The sequence below is a fragment of the Spiroplasma endosymbiont of Colias croceus genome (genome assembly GCF_964020095.1).
In the GTDB taxonomy this organism is placed as follows: Bacteria; Bacillota_I; Bacilli_A; order Mycoplasmatales; family VBWQ01; genus Spiroplasma_E.
Window position 1 is genome coordinate 1,700,626 of sequence record NZ_OZ026536.1, and the last position, 25,067, is coordinate 1,725,692.

The 25,067-nt window shown below is 21.2% G+C and carries 35 protein-coding genes, 1 tRNA gene and 2 pseudogenes; 16 read left to right on the plus strand and 22 right to left on the minus strand.

Translation table 4 applies throughout. From position 1 onward, the window contains the following. Position 1: 1 nt before the first annotated feature. Both nagA and AACL24_RS10545 read right to left on the minus strand, forming a co-directional pair. Positions 2-1,195: an N-acetylglucosamine-6-phosphate deacetylase gene (gene nagA / locus AACL24_RS10540; protein WP_339046703.1), complete on the minus strand. Its 1,194-nt coding sequence runs from the start codon at positions 1,193-1,195 to the stop codon at positions 2-4. A 131-nt stretch (positions 1,196-1,326) separates the two neighbouring features. After that, positions 1,327-1,402, minus strand: a tRNA-Phe gene (locus AACL24_RS10545). Positions 1,403-1,742: 340 nt separating this feature from the next. Here AACL24_RS10545 and AACL24_RS10550 point away from each other — a divergent pair. Next, positions 1,743-2,568, plus strand: a pseudogene (locus AACL24_RS10550) (IS5 family transposase). A 139-nt stretch (positions 2,569-2,707) separates the two neighbouring features. On the opposite strand, the gene AACL24_RS10555 reads toward AACL24_RS10550, so the two are convergent. The 5 genes and pseudogenes from AACL24_RS10555 to AACL24_RS10575 all read right to left on the minus strand — a co-directional run bounded on the left by AACL24_RS10555 (position 2,708) and on the right by AACL24_RS10575 (position 4,536). Next, positions 2,708-3,007 (minus strand): hypothetical protein, encoded by a 300-nt coding sequence (locus AACL24_RS10555; RefSeq protein ID WP_339046705.1) that lies wholly within the window; start codon positions 3,005-3,007, stop codon positions 2,708-2,710. Continuing rightward, positions 3,007-3,138: pseudogene (locus AACL24_RS10560) on the minus strand (transposase); the annotation flags it as partial. The pseudogene AACL24_RS10560 and the gene AACL24_RS10555, both read right to left, overlap by 1 nt. A gap of 69 nt (positions 3,139-3,207) precedes the next feature. Then, positions 3,208-3,480, minus strand: coding sequence for an IS3 family transposase (locus AACL24_RS10565; protein WP_339046707.1), 273 nt, complete (start codon positions 3,478-3,480; stop codon positions 3,208-3,210). Between the two features lie 202 nt (positions 3,481-3,682). After that, a complete protein-coding gene (locus AACL24_RS10570; RefSeq protein WP_339045908.1) occupies positions 3,683-4,090 on the minus strand; it encodes a transposase family protein in 408 nt (135 codons plus the stop codon). 23 nt (positions 4,091-4,113) lie between these two features. Next, complete coding sequence (locus AACL24_RS10575) at positions 4,114-4,536, minus strand: transposase family protein (RefSeq protein WP_339046709.1); 423 nt, start codon at positions 4,534-4,536, stop codon at positions 4,114-4,116. An 86-nt stretch (positions 4,537-4,622) separates the two neighbouring features. On the opposite strand from AACL24_RS10575, the gene AACL24_RS10580 reads away from it, so the two are divergent. The 3 genes from AACL24_RS10580 (at position 4,623) to AACL24_RS10590 (ending at position 6,183) form a co-directional block, all read left to right on the plus strand. After that, positions 4,623-5,228: a ParA family protein gene (locus AACL24_RS10580; RefSeq protein ID WP_339049442.1), complete on the plus strand. Its 606-nt coding sequence runs from the start codon at positions 4,623-4,625 to the stop codon at positions 5,226-5,228. An 89-nt stretch (positions 5,229-5,317) separates the two neighbouring features. Beyond that, complete coding sequence (locus tag AACL24_RS10585; RefSeq protein ID WP_339046711.1) at positions 5,318-5,638, plus strand: hypothetical protein; 321 nt, start codon at positions 5,318-5,320, stop codon at positions 5,636-5,638. A gap of 173 nt (positions 5,639-5,811) precedes the next feature. After that, the gene (locus tag AACL24_RS10590; RefSeq protein ID WP_339046713.1) at positions 5,812-6,183 is read left to right on the plus strand and encodes a hypothetical protein; all 372 of its coding nucleotides are present in this window, start codon (positions 5,812-5,814) and stop codon (positions 6,181-6,183) included. Here AACL24_RS10590 and AACL24_RS10595 read toward each other — a convergent pair. The 6 genes from AACL24_RS10595 to AACL24_RS10620 all read right to left on the minus strand — a co-directional run bounded on the left by AACL24_RS10595 (position 6,172) and on the right by AACL24_RS10620 (position 11,241). After that, a complete protein-coding gene (locus AACL24_RS10595; protein WP_339046715.1) occupies positions 6,172-7,185 on the minus strand; it encodes a DUF2130 domain-containing protein in 1,014 nt (337 codons plus the stop codon). The genes AACL24_RS10590 and AACL24_RS10595 overlap by 12 nt on opposite strands. A gap of 521 nt (positions 7,186-7,706) precedes the next feature. Further along, positions 7,707-7,922: a hypothetical protein gene (locus tag AACL24_RS10600; protein WP_339046717.1), complete on the minus strand. Its 216-nt coding sequence runs from the start codon at positions 7,920-7,922 to the stop codon at positions 7,707-7,709. 162 nt (positions 7,923-8,084) lie between these two features. Next, positions 8,085-9,347, minus strand: coding sequence for a hypothetical protein (locus tag AACL24_RS10605; protein ID WP_339046719.1), 1,263 nt, complete (start codon positions 9,345-9,347; stop codon positions 8,085-8,087). Between the two features lie 142 nt (positions 9,348-9,489). Then, on the minus strand, positions 9,490-10,080 hold the full coding sequence (locus tag AACL24_RS10610) for a hypothetical protein (protein WP_339046721.1): 591 nt from the start codon (positions 10,078-10,080) through the stop codon (positions 9,490-9,492). A gap of 307 nt (positions 10,081-10,387) precedes the next feature. Continuing rightward, positions 10,388-10,795, minus strand: a complete 408-nt coding sequence (locus tag AACL24_RS10615) for a transposase family protein (RefSeq protein WP_339045908.1) — start codon at positions 10,793-10,795, stop codon at positions 10,388-10,390. A gap of 23 nt (positions 10,796-10,818) precedes the next feature. After that, positions 10,819-11,241, minus strand: a complete 423-nt coding sequence (locus AACL24_RS10620) for a transposase family protein (RefSeq protein WP_339045912.1) — start codon at positions 11,239-11,241, stop codon at positions 10,819-10,821. Positions 11,242-11,327: 86 nt separating this feature from the next. Between AACL24_RS10620 and AACL24_RS10625 the strand changes: the two genes are divergently transcribed. Beyond that, positions 11,328-11,933: a ParA family protein gene (locus AACL24_RS10625; protein WP_339049442.1), complete on the plus strand. Its 606-nt coding sequence runs from the start codon at positions 11,328-11,330 to the stop codon at positions 11,931-11,933. Between the two features lie 89 nt (positions 11,934-12,022). Then, positions 12,023-12,343, plus strand: a complete 321-nt coding sequence (locus AACL24_RS10630; protein WP_339046711.1) for a hypothetical protein — start codon at positions 12,023-12,025, stop codon at positions 12,341-12,343. A 363-nt stretch (positions 12,344-12,706) separates the two neighbouring features. Here the strand turns inward: AACL24_RS10630 and AACL24_RS15600 are convergent, their stop codons facing one another. After that, a complete protein-coding gene (locus tag AACL24_RS15600; RefSeq protein WP_422398050.1) occupies positions 12,707-13,009 on the minus strand; it encodes a RepB family plasmid replication initiator protein in 303 nt (100 codons plus the stop codon). Between the two features lie 52 nt (positions 13,010-13,061). Further along, a complete protein-coding gene (locus AACL24_RS10640; protein ID WP_339046725.1) occupies positions 13,062-13,250 on the minus strand; it encodes a RepB family plasmid replication initiator protein in 189 nt (62 codons plus the stop codon). Between the two features lie 319 nt (positions 13,251-13,569). Between AACL24_RS10640 and AACL24_RS10645 the strand changes: the two genes are divergently transcribed. Beyond that, positions 13,570-13,965: a hypothetical protein gene (locus AACL24_RS10645; RefSeq protein WP_339046248.1), complete on the plus strand. Its 396-nt coding sequence runs from the start codon at positions 13,570-13,572 to the stop codon at positions 13,963-13,965. Between the two features lie 266 nt (positions 13,966-14,231). Here AACL24_RS10645 and AACL24_RS10650 read toward each other — a convergent pair whose 3' ends face one another. The 4 genes from AACL24_RS10650 to AACL24_RS10665 form a co-directional block, all read right to left on the minus strand. Continuing rightward, complete coding sequence (locus AACL24_RS10650; protein ID WP_339045908.1) at positions 14,232-14,639, minus strand: transposase family protein; 408 nt, start codon at positions 14,637-14,639, stop codon at positions 14,232-14,234. A 23-nt stretch (positions 14,640-14,662) separates the two neighbouring features. After that, the gene (locus tag AACL24_RS10655) at positions 14,663-15,085 is read right to left on the minus strand and encodes a transposase family protein (protein ID WP_339045912.1); all 423 of its coding nucleotides are present in this window, start codon (positions 15,083-15,085) and stop codon (positions 14,663-14,665) included. Positions 15,086-15,172: 87 nt separating this feature from the next. Beyond that, the gene (locus tag AACL24_RS10660) at positions 15,173-15,670 is read right to left on the minus strand and encodes a hypothetical protein (protein WP_339046727.1); all 498 of its coding nucleotides are present in this window, start codon (positions 15,668-15,670) and stop codon (positions 15,173-15,175) included. 269 nt (positions 15,671-15,939) lie between these two features. Next, positions 15,940-16,497, minus strand: coding sequence for a hypothetical protein (locus AACL24_RS10665; protein ID WP_339046728.1), 558 nt, complete (start codon positions 16,495-16,497; stop codon positions 15,940-15,942). A 71-nt stretch (positions 16,498-16,568) separates the two neighbouring features. On the opposite strand from AACL24_RS10665, the gene AACL24_RS10670 reads away from it, so the two are divergent. Beyond that, positions 16,569-16,820: a helix-turn-helix domain-containing protein gene (locus tag AACL24_RS10670; RefSeq protein WP_339046729.1), complete on the plus strand. Its 252-nt coding sequence runs from the start codon at positions 16,569-16,571 to the stop codon at positions 16,818-16,820. Between the two features lie 177 nt (positions 16,821-16,997). Here the strand turns inward: AACL24_RS10670 and AACL24_RS10675 are convergent. Next, a protein-coding gene (locus tag AACL24_RS10675) for an IS5 family transposase (RefSeq protein WP_339045885.1) occupies positions 16,998-17,827 on the minus strand; the annotation gives its coding sequence in 2 pieces (ribosomal slippage) (positions 16,998-17,431 and positions 17,431-17,827; 831 coding nt in all). A gap of 157 nt (positions 17,828-17,984) precedes the next feature. On the opposite strand from AACL24_RS10675, the gene AACL24_RS10680 reads away from it, so the two are divergent. Genes AACL24_RS10680 through AACL24_RS10695 form a run of 4 tightly spaced genes read left to right on the plus strand, consistent with a single transcriptional unit; the run spans position 17,985 to position 19,997 of the window. After that, positions 17,985-18,254, plus strand: a complete 270-nt coding sequence (locus AACL24_RS10680; RefSeq protein ID WP_339046730.1) for a hypothetical protein — start codon at positions 17,985-17,987, stop codon at positions 18,252-18,254. An 8-nt stretch (positions 18,255-18,262) separates the two neighbouring features. Next, positions 18,263-19,033, plus strand: a complete 771-nt coding sequence (locus AACL24_RS10685) for a ParA family protein (protein WP_339046731.1) — start codon at positions 18,263-18,265, stop codon at positions 19,031-19,033. A 31-nt stretch (positions 19,034-19,064) separates the two neighbouring features. Next, positions 19,065-19,289 carry a hypothetical protein gene (locus tag AACL24_RS10690; protein ID WP_339046732.1) on the plus strand — a complete coding sequence of 75 codons (225 nt, stop codon included), beginning with the start codon at positions 19,065-19,067 and terminating at the stop codon, positions 19,287-19,289. Positions 19,290-19,301: 12 nt separating this feature from the next. Further along, complete coding sequence (locus AACL24_RS10695) at positions 19,302-19,997, plus strand: hypothetical protein (RefSeq protein ID WP_339046733.1); 696 nt, start codon at positions 19,302-19,304, stop codon at positions 19,995-19,997. A gap of 130 nt (positions 19,998-20,127) precedes the next feature. On the opposite strand, the gene AACL24_RS10700 is transcribed toward AACL24_RS10695, so the two are convergent. Next, positions 20,128-20,346, minus strand: a complete 219-nt coding sequence (locus AACL24_RS10700) for a hypothetical protein (protein ID WP_339046734.1) — start codon at positions 20,344-20,346, stop codon at positions 20,128-20,130. Positions 20,347-20,813: 467 nt separating this feature from the next. Here AACL24_RS10700 and AACL24_RS10705 point away from each other — a divergent pair, with 467 nt between their 5' ends. After that, on the plus strand, positions 20,814-21,074 hold the full coding sequence (locus tag AACL24_RS10705) for a hypothetical protein (RefSeq protein WP_339046735.1): 261 nt from the start codon (positions 20,814-20,816) through the stop codon (positions 21,072-21,074). A 47-nt stretch (positions 21,075-21,121) separates the two neighbouring features. Next, entirely contained in the window at positions 21,122-22,360 is a 1,239-nt protein-coding gene (locus AACL24_RS10710; protein WP_339049413.1) for an IS256 family transposase, read from the plus strand. On the opposite strand, the gene AACL24_RS10715 is transcribed toward AACL24_RS10710, so the two are convergent. Continuing rightward, positions 22,347-23,615, minus strand: a complete 1,269-nt coding sequence (locus AACL24_RS10715) for a hypothetical protein (RefSeq protein ID WP_339046736.1) — start codon at positions 23,613-23,615, stop codon at positions 22,347-22,349. The genes AACL24_RS10710 and AACL24_RS10715 overlap by 14 nt on opposite strands. A gap of 453 nt (positions 23,616-24,068) precedes the next feature. Here AACL24_RS10715 and AACL24_RS10720 point away from each other — a divergent pair, with 453 nt between their 5' ends. Beyond that, complete coding sequence (locus AACL24_RS10720) at positions 24,069-24,491, plus strand: transposase family protein (RefSeq protein ID WP_339045912.1); 423 nt, start codon at positions 24,069-24,071, stop codon at positions 24,489-24,491. A 23-nt stretch (positions 24,492-24,514) separates the two neighbouring features. Beyond that, on the plus strand, positions 24,515-24,922 hold the full coding sequence (locus AACL24_RS10725; RefSeq protein ID WP_339045908.1) for a transposase family protein: 408 nt from the start codon (positions 24,515-24,517) through the stop codon (positions 24,920-24,922). Positions 24,923-25,067 lie beyond the last annotated feature (145 nt).

Consider the following 25,067-nt stretch of genomic DNA (forward strand, 5'->3'; position numbering starts at 1 on the left):
CTTATTCTTGTTGATACGCAATTTTTCATTCGCATATTGTTAAAAAAATATCATTATTCTTAGTTAATACAATAATATCTGCTAATTTACCAATAACAATATTACCCGTTTTATTTGCAATTCCTACTTGTTTAGCACTATTATAAGAGGCCATTTTGATGCAATCTTGTCAATTATTATTAGTAATTTTTAATAAATTTTTAAAACCAGCAATCATTGTTGCAATGCTGCCTGCCAATTTTCTGGTTGCTTCAACAGTAACCTTATTATTACTTTTAATGACAGGTAATGGTCCCAATAAATACTTACCATCAGGCTGTCCCTTTGCACTCATGGCATCAGTAATCATACAAATTCCATCGGCACCTTTAATTTTATATGTTATTGCTAAAATATCAATATCAACATGAATTCCATCACAAATTAACTCAGTAACTAATTGATCATAATATAATGATGCTGGAACAACACCAGGATCGCGATGATTATAGGGACTCATTGCATTATAAAGATGGGTAATATGCGTTAAACCATATTCAATAGTTTTAGTTATTTCTTTAAAAGTAGCATTACTATGACCAACACTAGGAATAATATTATTTTTAATTAATGAAGAAATAAAATTTGAATTTTTATTATTTAAATTAGGATCTATCTCAGGAGCATAAACAATAAATTTTAAATTTTTGTTACTAATTATATTTCAAGATTTTACTAAATTAAGATCAGGAACATGAAGTAATGACGGAGTATGTGCTCCTTTTTGTAATTCTGAGATAAAAGGTCCTTCTAAATATGCACCAATAATTCGTGCCTTGTTACCTTTATTTTCTGTTTTCATATACTTAGCAAATACTGAAAGAATATTATCAATTTCTTTTTTACTGGCAGTAACTGTTGCATAACAAAACTTTGTTACTCCCTCTTTTGGAACTAATTTTGCAAAATTATTAATTGATTCAATGGTACCATCCATTAAACTATAGCCATAACCTCCATGTACATGTAAATCAATAAAACCAGGTATTATTGTTTGATTATGACATTCAATAACGTGAGCATCTTGAAATTCATAATTATACTTTCCTTCATTAATTTGGAAAATTAAATTATCTTTAATTACTAAAAAACCATTATTTATTATTTTCTTAATGCTAATTATTTTCGCATTATTTAAAACTAAAATTTTAGACACTAATACCCTTCTTTCTAGAATTATTAATTGTTTAAAATTGCTAATGACACTATTATACCTAAAATTTTAACTTAAACCTAAATCTAAGAAAAATAATTAAAAAAAGGCTTAATTGCCTATATTTTAAATAATGGTGGCTCGAAGCGGATTCGAACCACTGACACTTCGCTCTTCAGGCGAATGCTCTACCAACTGAGCTACCGAGCCGTTACCTATACAATAATAGCATATAAAAGTAAAAAATAACAAGGGGTTAAAACTTATTTTTTAATTTATTTAAATATATATTTATTTTTTTACTAATTATCTTCTAATTACATATCTTCTTCAACAAGGTTTTTCAGTTTTTGGCATTAAGTGATTTGAGTCTCTTCTAATTTCTTCTTTTCAATTATTATTTGATAAATCAGTAGACCCATTTTCTTTAGCAATATTTGCTTGTAAAAATATATTATTACCAATAATATTTAATAGACTTCTTGCAAAACCTATCTATTAAAAATTTAATTTTTAAAATAAAATTAAAAATAAAAAAGATAGGTAATCTATGATGTTTGATAAATTAAAAACTATTAACAATCCAGAATTATTAAGATTAACTGGTATAAATGATATTATTTTTAATAAAATTCTAAAAATTTTAAAGACAGAAGAAGTAAAAAAGTTTAAAAATGGTGGTACACCTAATAAATTATCATTAGAAAATCGTTTATTAATGACTTTAGAATATTGAAGAGAGTATCGAAGTTATTTTCATATTGCTAAAAGTTATGGAATTAGTGAAAGTAGTTGCTATAGGAATATCAAGTGAATAGAAAATACTTTAATAAAACATCCTGATTTTCAACAACTTGATGGGCAAAAATCACTGTTAAATAATAATTTTAAAGATAAAACAGTTATCATTTATGTGACTGAAAGTACTATTCAACGCCCAAAAAAAGTCAAAAACAATATTATTCAGGAAAAAAAAACATACAATAAAAACTCAAGTCATAATTGAAAAAGATAGTAAAAAAATTATAAGTTCTTATTTTTCTTATGGTAAAAATCATGATTTTAAAATTTTAAAAAATTCAAAAACGAAATTTTTATCAGAAACAACTATTTTAGTAGATTTAGGATATCAAGGTATACAAAACATACATAAAAATGTCTTATTACCTAAACGAAAATCAAAGAAAAACCCTTTAACTAAAGAAGAAAAGAAAAATAATAAGGCTATTTCAAAAATGAGAGTTGTTATTGAACATGTTTTTGCGATTCTTAAAAAATTTAAAATTATTAGTGAAAAATATCGAAATAGAAGAAAAAAATTTGCATTAAGATTTAATTTAATAGCTTCAATTTATAATTTACAATTATTAATTTAAATATATTTGATAATTTAATATTTTATTTTTTTATTTGAAATAATAATTTTTGTTGTATTTTAATGACAAAAAATAAAACATATTTTGAACAATAATTTTTAAAAAATATTAAAAGTGTTATTAAAATAAATTTTTAAACTTAAAAAATGTGATTAATATCATAGTTTTGCAAGAAGTCTAATGATTCACTTCTTTGAAATTCATGATCACTACATACATCATTTACTAAACTTTTGACAATCTCACATAATTTTTTACAAGTATCTAATATAAATTTATATTTTTCTTTACCTTTTCATTTTTCAATTAATGATTCACAATTTTCGATAAATTTATCCTGTCATTCTTTAAACTCTTCGGAATTAATTGTCTTAGTTAAATCACCATCACAATAATAAGTTAATATTTCTTTTCAAACATTACGTCATACTTTTCTCATATTATTCTATTTACAGATTCAATAGCATTTGTTGTATAAATCACTCTTTTGATTTCTGTAGGATAACTAATAAAAACCATTAAATTATCTCAATTTTTATATCAAGATTTAGCAATTTGAGGATATTGTTTATTTCACTTATTTTCAAAGGATGAATTTGTCAAGAAAAGTGGACAATTAAAGTAACCTTTTATTAAATTTTATAAAATAGTGTTTGTAAGTGTTAAATTTGTAGATATGAAGTAATTATTTGTTGATTTGGAATGAGCTAATCGATATTCGATTGGACTCATTCCTTTTAATTTTATTTGAGGTCTATCGTTATTATAAAAGTAAATATATTTGGGTAAATTTTCTTTTATTCATTCAATAGTTCTGTTTTTTCTTAGAATTTGATATAGAAATTCTGTTTTCATTGTTCCAAATCAAGATTCAGTAGCACCATTATCACAAGAATTACCTCTTCTAGACATCGGACATATTCCGTAATTAAATTTAATTAATTGTCAATAAAATTGTTTTAAAACTATTTAGTGTTATTGAATATAGAAATAAATATTTTTTGAAAAAATAGTTTAAAAAATGAGTTTACATTTTAAACAAAAAATTGTTAATAATATTTTTATATTAACTCGATAAAAATTTAAATTTTAAAAAAATATTTTTAATATTTTTTTATTTTAATGGTTTTATTTTATTAAAAATTTCACAAAGTAAGTTAAATCTTAAGTACATAAGTCTAAATTTAGATTTTCTACATTTATTTACTAAAATTTTGAATCTTTTCAATCAAGCAAAGACATGTTCAACTTTAATTCTAATTTTAGATACAATCTTATTGTATTTTCTTTCTTGTTTAGTTAATTTTTTATTTTTAGTTCTTTTAATTGGTATTATTGTATTTTTATAAATATTTTGTATACCTTGATATCCTAAATCACCAATAATTATTGTTTTTTCTGAAAATTCAAGATTTGAATTTTTTAATATTTGAAAATCATGCACTTTACCATTATCAGCAAAAATATCAACAATTTTTTTATTAAAAAAATCATATACAATTTGAAATTTTATAGAATACATTCAACTTTTACCAGAAAAATATTCTAACTGTAGTTTTTTTTAGTTGGTCTTTCAATTTCAATCTCAGTTGAATCAATTAAATAAAATTGAAATTCATTTGAATTTTCTTGTTTTTTATCAATTTTTAATTTATATCTTTCTTTTAAAAATTGGTAATCTTTGTGGTTACTAAGTTTATTTTCTACTCAAGTAATATTTCGAAAACAACTTGATGGGCTCATTTTAGATTTAATACTCATTTGAAAAAAAGTATAATATTCTTTTCAGTATAATAAAGTCATCATTAATCTTTCATCTACTGAAAGTTTATTTTTTCGACCTTTATTTTTTTCTAATTTTTCTATTTCAATTAATTTTTCTAACATTTCATTAAAATGAAAACGTTTTATACCAAAATATCTATAAAATTCTTCATTTTTTAATTTTTTTAAATTTTCAAAAATCATTTTTATCAACACTTTTCTAAATTTATTGTTAATAACAAAATTATAAAATAAATTTTAAAATTATTAATTGACTTTTAAAAAATTTAATTACGGAATATGTCTTTAGTAAAAATAAATTTAATTTATTTAAAATAATTAAAAAAACGAGTATTAAAAATTTAGAGATAATTAGTTCGAATATTGATTTAGATGAGATTAATAATTTAATTTTAAATTATAATATTAAACAAAAAGTTTTATTTAAAAATATTACACCGTTTTTTAATGAATTAAAAAATAATTATGATTATATATTAATTGATACTAATCCTAGTTTAAATTTAATAAATCAAAATATGTTATTAATTTCAGATGAAATTATTTTAATTTGTGATGAAAGTAGATATTCTGTAAAAGGCATTATGAATTTAATTTCTGATTGATCTGGAATTTGTCATGATTTTGAAATAAAAAACACAATTAGAACAATTATTTTAAATCGTTTAGAAAACAAATCAGCAAGTAAACAAATTGTAGATTTTATGAACCGTGAATTTTCAGATATTGTTCTAGAAAATACCTTGAGAGAATATGCCATCATTAAAAATGCCATAAACAATAATAAAACACTTTCAAAAAATAAATCAATTGTAAATTTAGGTAATCCTATAGAAAAAATAGTTCAAGAATTATTTAACAAAAAAATATTATAATTACTAGTTATAAAAATAATTATAATAGTAGTACTAATAATAACATGTTATAATATATGTTGTAATTAATTGTAAGCAGAATAAATGATATGAAAAATATTTTTGATGAATTAAGCAGTAAAGAAGAATTATATAAAACTAAAGAAGCAGCGCAAAGAGCTCAGAAATTAAGAAAAACAACCGAAATTGATTTAGATGATAGCCGATTAAATGAAAATGAAATAAAATTAAATTTTAATAAAGAAAAATTGTTATTAAAAAATAACAAAAATAAAGAACAATCAGGTGGATTAAAAACTTTTTATTTACATAGTGGTCATATCAAAAAATTAAATCAATGAAATAAACAAGGTTATAGTAACTCTAAAATTATTCAAATGTTAATTGATAATGCACCAGAAAAATTTTAATAATAATTTTTAATATTATAAAGTAGAACATTTAGTAAAATTAATTTTGAAATAAAAAAGCCCAAGAGCTAAGGTTGGGAATGCGAAGGCTTACTCTTTCTTACAAATAATATTATATCATATTGTAATAACAATTTAAAGATATTTTTAAAAAGTTAGGAATTTAAATACATATGCAAAAACATAATTGAGATTGAAAAAAATTACAAAAAGGGCGTGGTATTAAGGTTCAAATTCCCAATGATATTGATAAAGAAACTGGTAAACAAAAATATAGACCAGCAATAGTTATTAAGTCTTATCCAAGCCATGTGAAAGTACAGTTAATGACTACTGAACCAAGTGGTCATGATTATTTTAAAATTAAAATTGATAATCAAATTCAGTACATACGGCCAATTTATTATAGAACTATACCACTTGAATGAATTAATCGTATTTGAAGAGATAATTTTAATAAACCAATTCAATTGGATAAAAATAGTACTTTATTTACTAAAATACAAGAAATGGAAATAAAAGAAAACCTCAATTTAAACTATTAATAAATTTAGACTTTTTTCTATTTCATTAAGAAAATTTTCTTTTATAATTTTAATATTTTTGTCCAAGGGATTCATTTGATTTGCAATAGCTGATTGAACTTTTTCTAAGCCATCAATGGCAGCTTTAATTTTTGAAGAAAAATTTGGAAAATCAATTTTTTTTCACTCTGTTAATTTGTGTATCTTTTTTTCTAGTTCGCTATTATTTTTATTATCATTTTCTAATCTGTATTCTGTTAGTACTAACATTCTAACAATTTGTGCAACCAAAGATACATTTTCATGACTGCAGAAATAAATATTTGGATTAAATTCAGAAACTGCAAATATCTTTTTACCATATCTTACAGAAAAAGCAGTTGCAGTAATTATTCCATATCTAGCATTTGTTTTGCGCATATCATCTGCAAATTTTGATTCTCAAGTATCACTTCATTCTTTTGTATTCTTTATTTCATAAGTTATAATACCTATATGCTTATCTGAGCCATCAAGTTTAATTTTATGCAATATATCCGCCTTTTTTCCTAACATTGTAATTTTTGAAATAGAATCTACTAAAAATGTATTTGTTAAAATTTCTTCTATTTCTTGCTCAAGATTATCACCTTGTATTTTATTATTAATTAACTTATTTTTTTGGTTCTCTAATTGTAATTTTTGATATTCTTCTTTCAGTGAATTTAATTCATCATTATATTTTTTTGTTAAATTTTCTTTTTCAACATTAAAGTTTTCAATTTTTTTATTTATTTGTTCAGCAATTTCTTTGTCTTTTTCTAATTTAAACTGATCTATTTTTGCTTTTAATTCTTGATTAGTTATCTTAATTAAATTTAATTCATCATTATATTTTTTTGTTAAATTTTCTTTTTCAACATTAAAATCATTAATATTTTTTAATTTAATATCTTTAATCTTATTTTCTAAATCTATTTCAAATTTTTCAGTAAGCCTTTTTTCGCAATCCTTTTCTATTTTTGTTTTTGTAAGTTCTACCATTTTTTTTACAAATTGTTCGTAATGAGTTTTTGAAAATTCACTATTTTCAAACTCACTTATAGTAAATACAGTTTTACATTTTGGACATTTTAAACTCATATTTTCTGTTAAATTATCTTCATTATTTACTATTTTAAAATTTGAAATTGATGCTTTTTTTTGTTTAAATTTTGCATTTTTAAATCTCCTTATATTTTAGAATATATAACTAATAAACTTAAATAATTCATTAATTGGGTTAATAGCAATATCAATTAATTTTATTTGCATAATTTTCTCGTAATTTTTATTTATAAATATTAAAAATTTTAAAATAAAAATTTATTTATTACAATAGTTATATACAAAAAAAGTTCCTAAATAAAAATTTGGAACTAAAGTTTTAAAGGTTATTTGGAATTTGTGTTTATGTTTAAATTTTATATTTAACACTTATTTAAGTTAAATATTTTCATTAAAATTATACAAATAAAATTGTTAAGTAAACTGCACAATTGTGCAGTTTAAAGTATTTATTATATTTACATTTTTTGTGATTTACTACTAGAAGTTTGACTTTTACTTGTTGAAGCTTCACTGTTTATTTTTGATTTGTCTTTTTCAAATCCAAGAGCATTAGTAACTCTTTCTCGTCTTTCACGTTCGTTTTTTTCTCCTCATGCTTTATTTGTTTCGGCAACTCTTTTGTTTCATTTGTCTTTGTCCGCTTGGCTTCATTCATTAGATGATCTTCACATATTTATATTCTCCTTTGATTATTTTTGAATACTTTTTTCTACTTTTAAAATATCCAAGAAAAATTATATATTTTTAAAACGAAAAATGTGTAAAAAATAATAAAAAATCGCTATTTTCTGAAAATAGCGATTAGAACTTTATTACTTAATTAAATTTGTTAATTATGTTGTTAATAAACACTTTAATTTATTTCAATTATTTCTTGAAATTGTTGAAGGTTGTTGGTTTTGGTTATTAATTGTATTTCGTATAGATGAATCAAAATTTTGATTATTTTCAATATTTGAATTTTTTAGAATACTATTTGAATTACTATTTATTAGTTGATTTGGAATTTCTTCTTTCCTATTATCAATTTTTTGTTTTAAAATATCATATTGTGTTTGTAATTTAGTTTCTAGTTTATCACTTGTTAAATTTTTAATTATTGATTGACGTTCTTTTTTATTTTTTTCTTTTAATTCTTCATTTTTACATATTTTGTTAGAAATTCATGATCAAACTTTTTTTGATTTTGGTGAAAATAATTCTGCCCCTCCTCTAAGGACTATAGCAATACCACCAATTACAAGACTCATTATTAATAATGGAGGATGAATAAGATTAATAGCCACTACACCTAAGGGTATTATTAACCAACTAATTATTCATATACCTATTTCTTTTTTAGTTGGTTTTAGTTTAAAATCTTGTTGTTTTTTTAAAAAGTCTTTAATTGGTAAAAACTGACAATTATTATATTTTGAAGTGTCTTCCATTAGTACAATATCTTTTTTATATTCACTGATATTTTTATAATTTTTTATTTGTTGAACAACTTGTATATCACTATTTATAAGTTCTTGAAAACATATTATTTCTTCAGTAAGTGAATTATTGATATTTTGAAAAGTTGTAATAAAATAAAGTTCATTATTAATTGGTAAAATTTCTTCGTACATTTTTTCAATTCCCGTTTTTTTTCTTTGTTTTTCATCATAAATTGTTATTGCGTTATATGAAAATTTTGCCAAATTATCATTGCTTTGCTTTAGTTTTAATTTTTCATTTTCTTTTATAAGTTTCTGAATTTCCTTTGCTTGTTCTTGAATTGTTGTATGTAATTTTGATATTTCTTCTGTATTTGCTGTTGGTAAATTTAAGTAATTTTTAATTTTTGTTCATATATAATTATTTGTTTCTTGTATTTTTTCGTTATCTGTTAAACTAATAGCAATTGGTTCTAAATTTTCATCAGCACTATTTGGGTCATTATTTGAATTATGAATTGCCAAACTTAAAATGGGTTTTTCAATTATTTTAAATGTTTTTCCACCATGTCTACTTTTTTCTTTAACCTCAATGTTTGCTTGCTTTTTAATATCTTCTATGGATTTATTTTCTGATAGAAAATTATATGTTTGTGATTTTGTTTTGTCAGTCATGTTAATATCTCCTTTTAACATTAAAACCCATTTACTTTTATACCAAAATAATGGGTTAAAACTTATATATTGGATAACAACTACATATTATCAAATTTTGTGTATTTTACAATTAGTTAAAGTTTTAACCAAAATTTAGTTATTAATTATCTATATTAATATTGAATATTTGGGTTTTGAAAGTTGCGATTTTTCAATTATAGATTTTGATTTGCTCATCAACAAATTTTTTCATGCTTTCATTTGGAACTAGAAATAAAACATCGTATCCGTTTTTACAATAATGTCGTAATCCATCAAACTTTTGTCTCATTCGTTGTTTAGTTTTTCTAGTTCTTTCGAATTCAATAATCATAATTTTATTTTCATAGTGAACTAATAAGTCAGGATATCCTTTTTCTCGATAGCTTTCTGTTTTTAGTTCTCTTTCGGTTTGATAAGAAATTATGTCAGTTTGTTGACAAAGTCATTTGATGAGTAAATCTTGATGTTTTAATTCATTGTAATTAATTCTTATGCTTTTACTTTTTTTGCCAAGTTTTCGGTTTCCTAGACTTGAGAGCATGTAGATGTTTTTTCTGGTTAGTTGGTCTACACGAATTAATTTTTTGTCTATTAAGGCTCTGATTAATCAATCAACAGCGTTAATTTCTTTATTTAGTAATAATGAAATCTGATAAGTATTTAAGTACCCTCAGCGGTTGATGATTTCTATAATTTTTATTTGTTCCATTTTGTTTCATCTCCTTAATGGCTAATGTGATAACGTTTGAAAAACGTTTTCTTTCTTTTTGGGAAGCGCTTTCGCGCGGACTTTTTCTTTCTTTTACAAAAGAAAGGACATATTCCGTAATTAAATTTAATTAATTGTCAATAAAATTGTTTTAAAACTATTTAGTGTTATTGAATATAGAAATAAATATTTTTTGAAAAAATAGTTTAAAAAATGAGTTTACATTTTAAACAAAAAATTGTTAATAATATTTTTATATTAACTCGATAAAAATTTAAATTTTAAAAAAATATTTTTAATATTTTTTTTATTTTAATGGTTTTATTTTATTAAAAATTTCACAAAGTAAGTTAAATCTTAAGTACATAAGTCTAAATTTAGATTTTCTACATTTATTTACTAAAATTTTGAATCTTTTCAATCAAGCAAAGACATGTTCAACTTTAATTCTAATTTTAGATACAATCTTATTGTATTTTCTTTCTTGTTTAGTTAATTTTTTATTTTTAGTTCTTTTAATTGGTATTATTGTATTTTTATAAATATTTTGTATACCTTGATATCCTAAATCACCAATAATTATTGTTTTTTCTGAAAATTCAAGATTTGAATTTTTTAATATTTGAAAATCATGCACTTTACCATTATCAGCAAAAATATCAACAATTTTTTTATTAAAAAAATCATATACAATTTGAAATTTTATAGAATACATTCAACTTTTACCAGAAAAATATTCTAACTGTAGTTTTTTTTAGTTGGTCTTTCAATTTCAATCTCAGTTGAATCAATTAAATAAAATTGAAATTCATTTGAATTTTCTTGTTTTTTATCAATTTTTAATTTATATCTTTCTTTTAAAAATTGGTAATCTTTGTGGTTACTAAGTTTATTTTCTACTCAAGTAATATTTCGAAAACAACTTGATGGGCTCATTTTAGATTTAATACTCATTTGAAAAAAAGTATAATATTCTTTTCAGTATAATAAAGTCATCATTAATCTTTCTTCTACTGAAAGTTTATTTTTTCGACCTTTATTTTTTTCTAATTTTTCTATTTCAATTAATTTTTCTAACATTTCATTAAAATGAAAACGTTTTATACCAAAATATCTATAAAATTCTTCATTTTTTAATTTTTTTAAATTTTCAAAAATCATTTTTATCAACACTTTTCTAAATTTATTGTTAATAACAAAATTATAAAATAAATTTTAAAATTATTAATTGACTTTTAAAAAATTTAATTACGGAATATGTCTTTAGTAAAAATAAATTTAATTTATTTAAAATAATTAAAAAAACGAGTATTAAAAATTTAGAGATAATTAGTTCGAATATTGATTTAGATGAGATTAATAATTTAATTTTAAATTATAATATTAAACAAAAAGTTTTATTTAAAAATATTACACCGTTTTTTAATGAATTAAAAAATAATTATGATTATATATTAATTGATACTAATCCTAGTTTAAATTTAATAAATCAAAATATGTTATTAATTTCAGATGAAATTATTTTAATTTGTGATGAAAGTAGATATTCTGTAAAAGGCATTATGAATTTAATTTCTGATTGATCTGGAATTTGTCATGATTTTGAAATAAAAAACACAATTAGAACAATTATTTTAAATCGTTTAGAAAACAAATCAGCAAGTAAACAAATTGTAGATTTTATGAACCGTGAATTTTCAGATATTGTTCTAGAAAATACCTTGAGAGAATATGCCATCATTAAAAATGCCATAAACAATAATAAAACACTTTCAAAAAATAAATCAATTGTAAATTTAGGTAATCCTATAGAAAAAATAGTTCAAGAATTATTTAACAAAAAAATATTATAATTACTAGTTATAAAAATAATTATAATAGTAGTACTAATAATAACATGTTATAATATATGTTGTAATTAATTGTAAGGAGAATAAATGATATGAAAAATATTTTTGATGAATTAAGCAGTAAAGAAGAATTATATAAAACTAAAGAAGCAGCGCAAAGAGCTCAGAAATTAAGAAAAACAACCGAAATTGATTTAGATGATAGCCGGTTAAATGAAAATGAAATAAAATTAAATTTTAATAAAGAAAAATTGTTATTAAAAAATAACAAAAATAAAGAACAATCAGGTGGATTAAAAACTTTTTATTTACATAGTGGTCATATCAAAAAATTAAATCAATGAAATAAACAAGGTTATAGTAACTCTAAAATTATTCAAATGTTAATTGATAATGCACCAGAAAAATTTTAATAATAATTTTTAATATTATAAAGTAGAACATTTAGTAAAATTAATTTTGAAATAAAAAAGCCCAACAGCTAAGGTTGGGAATGCGAAGGCTTACTCTTTCTTACAAATAATATTATATCATATTGTAATAACAATTTAAAGATATTTTTAAAAAGTTAGGAATTTAAATACATATGCAAAAACATAATTGAGATTGAAAAAAATTACAAAAAGGGCGTGGTATTAAGGTTCAAATTCCCAATGATATTGATAAAGAAACTGGTAAACAAAAATATAGACCAGCAATAGTTATTAAGTCTTATCCAAGCCATGTGAAAGTACAGTTAATGACTACTGAACCAAGTGGTCATGATTATTTTAAAATTAAAATTGATAATCAAATTCAGAGGCTTTTATGTAATCTGTGTATCTTTCATCACCAGTTGACTCAAACTGCTTTAAAATTGGATATAGCTTCTTTGCGTAATCTGATTTCAAAGAAATTATTTCTAATAAATTAATTCTTGTAAATTGACCACCAAATTTAAAATAATTTAAAACATGTTGAAAACGTGGATGTACCTGAATAGATACGCATTTATCATCTTTATCTATTCCGAATTTATAAAATACAGGAAAGGAAATTATTTTATTATTTTCTTTTACTGTAAAATTAATTTCTAACATTTTTTGATGAGTTCTTAAAAATAATTTACTTAATCTTTCAATATCATTAGGTTTAAAATCTAAAATTTTTTTTTACTTCGCTAAAAGTTAATGTAACTCTTTCTGATTCTTTTTCGTTTAAACGAAAACATAAATAAAAAAATAAATCTATTTCTTTCAAAGTTAATTTTTTTAAAGGTACAGTATTAATTTCGTTTTTAGCATACAAAATCATTGATTTTGGTTTTAACTCTTGTTCCATAATTTAACTCCTTTTTATGATTTTATTTAATATAATTGTACCCTTTATTATAAATGAGTTACATTATATTACTTTGAGGGTACAATAGACGTACTTTGAGGGTACAATTATGTTCATTTTTCCCTTTATTTATGCGGTATTTTTGGTCTCTAAAAGATATTAAAAGATATTAAAAGTATTATAAAAGTAATTAAAAGGAAAAATAATTGTAATATAATTACTTTTTTATATTACAATTAATTATATTAATATAAGTTTTAGACTCATTATTTTTTTATAAATAATTGAGTTTTTTTATTTTGAAAGGATGAAATTAACTATGAATAAAAAAGAATTATTTGGAACTTTATCAGGAATATTAGTCGGAGGCATAGGATTAACTTTACTTTATGAAAATTCTTTTGATAATGATAATAAAAATGAACACGTTCAAGATTTGAATAGTATTTTATTGTGTACTGCTATTGTAGGTTCTATTATAGGAGGAATGATAGGTTTGATGTTTGGTCAAATTGTTTCTAATTGTATAGAGGAGCGTTCAGAAACAAATGCTTATAGAGAATTCTTTGAAAGTCAAAGAATTGAACCTATTTTAAATCAATTAGTAAATGAAACAACACCTTTATTGCAAGAACACATAATAAATATAAATAATGAACAAAATTTATCAAATACAAATATTTCTTCTAATTACAATAATCTTAATAGTTTATAAAACCATTATTTTTTCTTATCTTTTTTAATAAAAAGAATAAAGCAAATATAAATATTAATACATAGGACATATTCCGTAATTAAATTTAATTAATTGTCAATAAAATTGTTTTAAAACTATTTAGTGTTATTGAATATAGAAATAAATATTTTTTGAAAAAATAGTTTAAAAAATGAGTTTACATTTTAAACAAAAAATTGTTAATAATATTTTTATATTAACTCGATAAAAATTTAAATTTTAAAAAAATATTTTTAATATTTTTTTTATTTTAATGGTTTTATTTTATTAAAAATTTCACAAAGTAAGTTAAATCTTAAGTACATAAGTCTAAATTTAGATTTTCTACATTTATTTACTAAAATTTTGAATCTTTTCAATCAAGCAAAGACATGTTCAACTTTAATTCTAATTTTAGATACAATCTTATTGTATTTTCTTTCTTGTTTAGTTAATTTTTTATTTTTAGTTCTTTTAATTGGTATTATTGTATTTTTATAAATATTTTGTATACCTTGATATCCTAAATCACCAATAATTATTGTTTTTTCTGAAAATTCAAGATTTGAATTTTTTAATATTTGAAAATCATGCACTTTACCATTATCAGCAAAAATATCAACAATTTTTTTATTAAAAAAATCATATACAATTTGAAATTTTATAGAATACATTCAACTTTTACCAGAAAAATATTCTAACTGTAGTTTTTTTTAGTTGGTCTTTCAATTTCAATCTCAGTTGAATCAATTAAATAAAATTGAAATTCATTTGAATTTTCTTGTTTTTTATCAATTTTTAATTTATATCTTTCTTTTAAAAATTGGTAATCTTTGTGGTTACTAAGTTTATTTTCTACTCAAGTAATATTTCGAAAACAACTTGATGGGCTCATTTTAGATTTAATACTCATTTGAAAAAAAGTATAATATTCTTTTCAGTATAATAAAGTCATCATTAATCTTTCTTCTACTGAAAGTTTATTTTTTCGACCTTTATTTTTTTCTAATTTTTCTATTTCAATTAATTTTTCTAACATTTCATTAAAATGAAAACGTTTTATACCAAAATATCTATAAAATTCTTCATTTTTTAATTTTTTTAAATTTTCAAAAATCATTTTTATCAACACTTTTCTAAATTTATTGTTAATAACAAAATTTTAAAATAAATTTTAAAATTATTAATTGACTTTTAAAAAATTTAATTACGGAATATGTCTATAATAAATTATTGTTATTCATAATAAAGTCTTTTTTAAATTGATAACACTTTTACTAGCAAGTATTGTTTCTTTGTTATCATGTTTATCAATTAATTTTAAAGTACAGATAAAACTAATCATTTCGATTAAGAATATAATACCTAGAACAATACTAATAGCAACAATAAAGTCTAATAAGTTATTAAATTTAGTTTTTCAATTATCAAATAAAAAGGTTATAGTTCTATCACTAAATAGAATTGCTATTAATAGAATAAAAATTAATGAAAGTGATATTATGAATAAGTACTTTTTAAATATATTATTAGTAATTAATCAATATTCCGTTTTTCTATTATTTCTGATAAAAATAAGATTATTACTATTTATAATCAGTAAAAATATTAATGGAATAGTTAAGAATACAATTCCCATATAATAACCAACACTAATTAAGTATGTATATATTGTAGCAATAGTTACTAATGATATAGAATCCATTATTTTTGTTGAAATTGATAAATGATTTTTTAAATTAACTTTTATATGCTTTATTGGTTGATGTATTATCTGTAGTTCACTTTGATTATTTATTACATCACCTTATTTCTTTATTTTCCATCTTTTTTAAAAATTTTGGAAATTTTTGATATTTTTTTTGAATATTTAATCAACATTATCATTTTTATTGATATAGTCTTAAAACGCTCATATTTGCTAATTACAGCATTTTTATCTTTGTGAATGGTTTAGTATTAACACAATCGTTTTTAATTGACTCATTTTCAACTTATTGCAATTTCTCCTTTGTATTTTGTTTCACCTATACAAATAGCATTTGAACCAACAAGACCTTTAATTCAAATATCTCTACTAAATATTAAATTAGTATTATTAATATTATTAATTCGCTCAACAATTATTACCGGTAAATCTTTTGTTCCTTGTTTTATTTCGCCAATATTTTTTTTCTTAATAATATTGTTTAAATCAACAGGATTAGTAATATTGCTATCAATTATTAAATCTAATGTTATTTTTCCTTGAAAATAACCATTACATTTCAAAATAACTTTTTTATTTGCTAAATCAAATTTTTCAATATCAAAGGTTATTGACTTATCACGAATATTCATTGGGTCATTATTAACAACATAACTAATTTCATTTTTAGTTAATTGGTTATTTAATAAATTAACATTATATTTTGTTTTTTTAATTACATCTGTCAAATTGTTTTTTGTATATGGAATACTTGTATAAGTTACTTGGAATTCTCCTTCTCATCACATGCCATCTACATTATTAATAAATGCATTTGTGAACATCTAGAATAAAGTAGACACAGAATTGTAACCTTTGTGTTAAAAATACTTTAAGGAAGGTGTTAATTTTTTTTATGGCTAAATGACTATCAAAAGAAGAAAAGTTAAAAATAATAAAAATAAGTAAAATTAAAACGATTGATAAAACTGCATTAGAATATGGTATTGGCCGATCATCAATAAAAGAATGAATTAAAGCATACAAATTATTAGGTGAAGAAGGTTTAGAATATGGCAATGGAATTCGTGCTAAAAAAACCAAAAGAACAGGTCGAACCAAATCTTTAAATTTTAATGAAATGACAAAACAAGAATTAATTCAATAGACTTCTTGCAAAACTATGATATTAATCACATTTTTTAAGTTTAAAAATTTATTTTAATAACACTTTTAATATTTTTTAAAAATTATTGTTCAAAATATGTTTTATTTTTTGTCATTAAAATACAACAAAAATTATTATTTCAAATAAAAAAATAAAATATTAAATTATCAAATATATTTAAATTAATAATTGTAAATTATAAATTGAAGCTATTAAATTAAATCTTAATGCAAATTTTTTTCTTCTATTTCGATATTTTTCACTAATAATTTTAAATTTTTTAAGAATCGCAAAAACATGTTCAATAACAACTCTCATTTTTGAAATAGCCTTATTATTTTTCTTTTCTTCTTTAGTTAAAGGGTTTTTCTTTGATTTTCGTTTAGGTAATAAGACATTTTTATGTATGTTTTGTATACCTTGATATCCTAAATCTACTAAAATAGTTGTTTCTGATAAAAATTTCGTTTTTGAATTTTTTAAAATTTTAAAATCATGATTTTTACCATAAGAAAAATAAGAACTTATAATTTTTTTACTATCTTTTTCAATTATGACTTGAGTTTTTATTGTATGTTTTTTCTTTTTTCCTGAATAATATTGTTTTTGACTTTTTTTGGGCGTTGAATAGTACTTTCAGTCACATCAATGATAACTGTTTTATCTTTAAAATTATTATTTAACAGTGATTTTTGCCCATCAAGTTGTTGAAAATCAGGATGTTTTATTAAAGTATTTTCTATTCACTTGATATTCCTATAGCAACTACTTTCACTAATTCCATAACTTTTAGCAATATGAAAATAAGTTCGATACTCTCTTCAATATTCTAAAGTCATTAATAAACGATTTTCTAATGATAATTTATTAGGTGTACCACCATTTTTAAACTTTTTTACTTCTTCTGTCTTTAAAATTTCTAGAATTTTATTAAAAATAATATCATTTATACCAGTTAATCTTAATAATTCTGGATTGTTAATAGTTTTTAATTTATCAAACATCATAGATTACCTATCTTTTTTATTTTTAATTTTATTTTAAAAATTAAATTTTTAATAGATAGGTTTTGCAAGAAGTCTATTAAATACTTAAATTATAATTATAGTATTTAAAGTATAAAAAGTACAAGCAGTATAAATGATTAAATAAGGAGAATCAAACATGCCCAATATTTCTAAAAAAAATGGAACAAAAATTATCAATACAAAAGGAGTTAAAGAATTAATTACTAATTCCGCTTCTTTCAATAAAACTTCTGACTTTAAAAAAATTAAAAATGAAGAATTTATGCCAAGAATGAAATGTAATTCTATATTGGTTAAAAAATTTAGAGAAGAAGCAGAACATAAAAAATGATTATTAACAACTTTAATGAATGAAATTTTAGAAGAAAGATATGGCAAGATTATTAATGAAAGTGAGAGTGAATAATTATGTAAATGATTTCATTTGCAGTAAAAAAAGGTGGCGTTGGTAAAACTACCCTTTGTAAAAATATTGCTTATAAATTAGCTTTAGAAAATAAAAAAGTTTTACTTATTGATTTAGATCCTCAAGCAACCCTTACTTTAAATTTTAGTAATCCAGAATATAATAAAAACAAAACCTTAAAAGCAATTTTAACAGAACCTACAATGATATTTTTAAATCAAATAGTACAAAAAACCAAATATGAGAATATTAATATTATTGTAGGTGGAGAAAATTTAAATAAAACTTCATCATTAATAAATCTTAACTATCCAAATGAAAAAGAACAACTTTTATTAGCAGAAGTTATTTATCAAAATAATCAAGAAATATTTGATAGTTATGATTATGTTTTAATTGATTATACACCAACTATGCAAGAATTAGCTTTAAATTTTTTAACACTTTCTGATTTGATAATTATCCCTTTAACTGATGATGGTGGTTGCTATAAAGGACTATTAGATTTAAAAAATACTTTAAATATGGCTTGTCGTATTCTGAACAAAGATATACCACCAATTAAAATTTTGTTAAATAATATTAAAAATAATGATGTAAGTGCAACTATTTTTAAATGATTACAAGATGATAGTTTAGAAAAATTATTATTAAAATCACAAATTAAACATTCAGATACTTTTGCAAAAAATACTGTCAAACTTGATACAATTTGAACTAATCCTACCTATTGACGTCAAAAACAAGCATATGAAGAATTAATTGCAGAAATATTGTAAAATTATATTAAGTAAAATAGGAGGTTTATATATGACTAACAATAAAATTAAAAAACCAATGAATGCTTATATGCTTTTTAACAAAGAAAAAAGAGCAGAGATTATCCAACAAAAACCAGAACTTAAACCAAAAGTGGCAGAAGTTGCCAAATTGATTGGCAATCAATGAAAAGAAATGGCAAATGAAGAAAAATCTAAATATGTAAAAATGGCAGAAGAAAATAAAAAAATATATGAAAGTGAAATTCAAAAATAGAGATTCTAAATTATGAATGAAGAAAATAAATGTTTAATCAATCATTGTAATACAGAAATAAAAAAAATTAAATCTTGTAGTATTTTTTGTAAAGAACATTATACAAAATTTCAAGATTTTCTTGGTAGACAATGAATTCCAAATGCAACAATAGAAAAATGAAGAAAATATCCGAAATTACATGAAAATTGAGCTAATGAAAGAGCAGCAGAGTTTATTTGTCAAGAAAATTTAAAAGTAAATCCCAAATTTACTTTTAAAAAAACAAGAGAACATATTTTAAAAACTACTAAAAATGAAAAAAATATAAATGGAATAACTAAAATAGAACAAAAAAAAGAAGACGAATGAAAAGAACAAGATACAATAAATAAAAGAATTGCCAAAGAATTTAAAACTATTAAAAATAAATGAGTTAAAAATTGAAACTTTTGAATTTCAGAAAATGAACAGTTAGAGTTAACATTATCTTTAAATGAAGAACTAAATGATACATATAAACTACGAAATAGTTATGAAAATAAAAATCATTTTTGTGATGAAGAATTTTGCAGAAAGCAATGAATACATTTTGTAAAATGTGACCAGATAGAAAATAAAATTTTTCATTTATGTGATTATCATATTAAAAAATTTAATGGTAAAATGTTTAAAATTTTACAAAATGTTAAAAAAGAAATTGGAAATAAATCAATGTTTGGTGATTAGTTGTTTATATCTTAAATTAATTTAAAACATCCCTAATTAGGGATGTTTATTTTTTGAATACTAAACATTACCAATAATATGTCTAAAGTTGTAAAAAACTACAATTGGGTAGTTTTAAAGTATTTAAGATTTACATTTTTTGTGATTTACTACTAGAACTTTGATTTTTACTTGTTGAAGCTTCACTATTTATTTTTGATTTATCTTTTTCAAATCCAAGAGCATTGGCAACCCTTTCTCGTCTTTTTTTTTCGTTTTTTTCTCCTCAAGCTTTATTCATTCTATCAGCATTTTTATCATGTGCATCTTTTTTTTCTTGACTTCATTTTTCAGATGGTGTTCATGGCATAATTTATTTTTCCTCTCTTTATTATTTTTGAATATTTTTTCTACCCTTAAAATATTCAATAAAAGTATATATTTTTAAAACTAAAAATGTGTTAAAAATAATAAAAAATCACTATTTTTTGGAAAATAGTGATTTGAAATAAAATAAATTATAACATGGAATTTGAATAATATATTTCTTTACTTGTTGAAGGTTGTTTTTCTTGTTGATTTATTGTATCTCGTATAGATGAATCAAAATTTTGATTATTTTCTGATTGAGTAATTGAATTTTCTAGAAAACTGTTTGAATTATGATTTATTGTGTTGTGATTTATTAGTTCTTCGATATTTTTATTTTTTCTATTGTCAAGTTCTTGTTTTAAAATATCATATTGTGTTTGTAATCTAGTTTCTAGTTTATCACTAGTTAAATTTTTAATTATTGATTGATGTTCTTTTTTTTCTTTATCTTTTTTTTCATTATTTTTGCATAATTTATTATATCATCAAGATTCTACTTTTTTTGTTGCAGGTGAAAATATTGATGCAAATCCTTTAAATATTGTACCAATACCACTGGCAGTGACAGCAATTATAATTTTTGTTTCAAGTAATAATGCTGTTGCTGTTGCAGGTATAAGTGCAGGAATAACAAAAGTAAGGATAGGAGTTAAAATAATAAGGGATAAAGAAACTATTGTGGTAATGTTTAGTAATCTGTGTAACTTACAAAAAAACTATGTTTAATTAATTCTAGTAAATATAATTAAATGACTAGAAAGAGTGAGTTACAGATGGCTAAAAAGCAAAATATTAATAATAATGATCCAATATCAAAAGCAGTAGATTTATTATTAGAAAATACTGAAGATTTAACAACAGTTTTTAAAGAGGGAGGATTGTATAAAGAATTAACAAAAAGATTAGTAGAAAAAATGTTGAATTCTGAGATGCAAAATTATTTGGGATATGAAAAGAATCAACATAGTAATAGTGACAATGCTCGTAATGGTATAAGTTCAAAAAAAATAATAACTCAACAAGGTAAAATTGAAATTGATGTACCACGAGATCGCAATAGTAATTTTAATCCTATAATAGTTGCAAAAAGACAAAGAAGATTTGATGGTTTTGATCAACAAGTTCTTTCTTTATATGCAAAAGGTATGACATTATCAGATATTAGAATGCAATTACAAGAGTTATATCATGGTGCTGATATTAGTGAAAGTGTTATTAGTCAAATTACTGATGATGTTATTGATGATGTAAAAGCATGGCAAAATCGACCATTAGAAAGTGTCTATCCGATTGTTTATTTTGATTGCATAGTAGTGAAAGTACGACAAGATAAAAGGATTATTAATAAATCAGTTTATATAGCTTTAGGAGTTGATTTAGAAGGTAAAAAAGATGTTTTAGGTTTATGAATTAGTGAAAATGAAGGTGCTAAATTTTGATTAGCAAATTTAACAGAAATGAAAAATCGTGGCTTAAATGATATTCTTATTGCCTGCAGTGATAATTTAACAGGCATGTCAGAAGCAATACAATCAGTTTATCTTAAAACAGAACATCAATTATGCATAGTTCATCAAATTAGAAATAGTTTGAAATATGTCTCATATAAGCATAGAAAATCTCTAGTTGCAGATTTAAAACCAATTTATACTGCATGTAGTGAAGAACAAGCAATGCAGGCTTTAAAATCCTTTGAAAATAAGTGAAATAAACAATATCCTCAAATTGCTAAATCTTGATATAAAAATTGAGATAATTTAATGGTTTTTATTAGTTATCCTACAGAAATCAAAAGAGTGATTTATACAACAAATGCTATTGAATCTGTAAATAGTCAATTACGAAAAGTTATCAGAAATAAAAAAGTTTTTCCTAATGATATGGCAGTTTTTAAAATATTTTATTTAGCAATTGAAAATATAACAAAAAAATGAACAATGCCCATTCAAAATTGAAATACAGCAATTGCTCATTTTATGATAAAATTTAAAGATAGAATTAATCTAAACTAGTACTTTGTAAAACAAAGATACACAGATTACATAAAAGCCTCACTATTGTAATAGTTCATCATATTCTCTTTTCTTTTTTATTTGGTTTTAATTTGAAATCATTTTGTTGTTTTATAAAGTCTTTAGTAGATATTTCAGAAAAAGATATATTTTTTTTATTACTTGAAATTTTCTCAATTAAAGAAAAATCATTTTTATATTTATTAATATTTTCGTATTGTTTTATTTGTTGTCAAATAGTAATTTCATTATTTTCATCATTGTTAAAATATATTATTTTTTCAGAAATTGATTGATTAGCATGTACAAAAGTTATTATATAACAATAATTATTATCTATTGATAAAATTTCTTCATAAATCTTTGTAACCTTTTTACTCTCTACTGTTCATTGGTTTTCAATTTCATTATTCAAAAAATTAATATTTTCTAATATTTTTTCTTTAGTTTTTAAATTTAAGTTTTCTTCTTCAAATTTTTGTTGTAAGTCTAATCTTTTATTAATTTTATTTTTTAAAGATAATGACGGTATATTTAACTTATTAATATATTCATCTTGTTTTTCTTTAACTTGAGATATCTTTGTTTCTGTTTGATTAATATTAATATTAATAACTTGCTTTGATTTTGCAATTTTATCTTTTAGTTTTTCTTGTTGATTTATCCTTATTTTAATTTTTTTAATATCTGCTTTAAGAGAATATAATTCTCTTAATTCGAGATCACTTCTTCATTTGTTTGTTTTATTGCTTATCATTATTTTTAACTTATTACTTAAAAAGTTAAGATCATAATATTCATTTTCTAAAAGATTATTAGCAATTTGTATTCAATTTGATTTTAAATTATCATATTCTTCTTTTTGAATTTTTAATTGTTTTTCTAAGTTAAAAATTTCTTTTCTTGTGTTTAATATTTTTTTATCTTCTAAAATTGTTACAGCATTATATGATTTAGTGAAATTATTAACAGTTTTTTCTTCAATCACATCAGTTTGTGTTGTTACTTCTTTAGTAGTTGATTTGGAGTCAATAAAAATTTCATCTGTATCAGAATGGTTTAATTTATTATTTATTACTACTTTTGGGGGTTCTTCGTTACTATAAGTAGAAAATTTTACTGTTAATCCGTTGTGTCTTTCTTTAAAAACTTCTTTATTATTTTTTAATGTGATATTTGGTTGTTCAAAAATATTTTTAATATCTTGGTGTTCTTTTATTTGTTGAAATGTTTGTGATTTAGTTTTATCTGCCATTTTAATGTCTCCTTTTAAACATTAAAACCCATTTACTTTTAAAATAAAGTAATGGGTTAAAACTTATATATTGGATAACAACTATATGTTATCAAATTTTGTGTATTTTACAATTAGTTAAGTTTTAACCAAAATTGAATATTTGGGTTTTGAAAGTTGCTAGTTTTCATTTGTAAATTTTGATTTGCTCATCAATAAATTTTTTCATGCTTTCATTTGGAACTAGAAATAAAACATCGTATCCATTTTTACAATAGACTTCTTGCAAAACTATGATATTAATCACATTTTTTAAGTTTAAAAATTTATTTTAATAACACTTTTAATATTTTTTAAAAATTATTGTTCAAAAGACATATTCCGTAATTAAATTTTTTAAAAGTCAATTAATAATTTTAAAATTTATTTTATAATTTTGTTATTAACAATAAATTTAGAAAAGTGTTGATAAAAATGATTTTTGAAAATTTAAAAAAATTAAAAAATGAAGAATTTTATAGATATTTTGGTATAAAACGTTTTCATTTTAATGAAATGTTAGAAAAATTAATTGAAATAGAAAAATTAGAAAAAAATAAAGGTCGAAAAAATAAACTTTCAGTAGAAGAAAGATTAATGATGACTTTATTATACTGAAAAGAATATTATACTTTTTTTCAAATGAGTATTAAATCTAAAATGAGCCCATCAAGTTGTTTTCGAAATATTACTTGAGTAGAAAATAAACTTAGTAACCACAAAGATTACCAATTTTTAAAAGAAAGATATAAATTAAAAATTGATAAAAAACAAGAAAATTCAAATGAATTTCAATTTTATTTAATTGATTCAACTGAGATTGAAATTGAAAGACCAACTAAAAAAAACTACAGTTAGAATATTTTTCTGGTAAAAGTTGAATGTATTCTATAAAATTTCAAATTGTATATGATTTTTTTAATAAAAAAATTGTTGATATTTTTGCTGATAATGGTAAAGTGCATGATTTTCAAATATTAAAAAATTCAAATCTTGAATTTTCAGAAAAAACAATAATTATTGGTGATTTAGGATATCAAGGTATACAAAATATTTATAAAAATACAATAATACCAATTAAAAGAACTAAAAATAAAAAATTAACTAAACAAGAAAGAAAATACAATAAGATTGTATCTAAAATTAGAATTAAAGTTGAACATGTCTTTGCTTGATTGAAAAGATTCAAAATTTTAGTAAATAAATGTAGAAAATCTAAATTTAGACTTATGTACTTAAGATTTAACTTACTTTGTGAAATTTTTAATAAAATAAAACCATTAAAATAAAAAAAATATTAAAAATATTTTTTTAAAATTTAAATTTTTATCGAGTTAATATAAAAATATTATTAACAATTTTTTGTTTAAAATGTAAACTCATTTTTTAAACTATTTTTTCAAAAAATATTTATTTCTATATTCAATAACACTA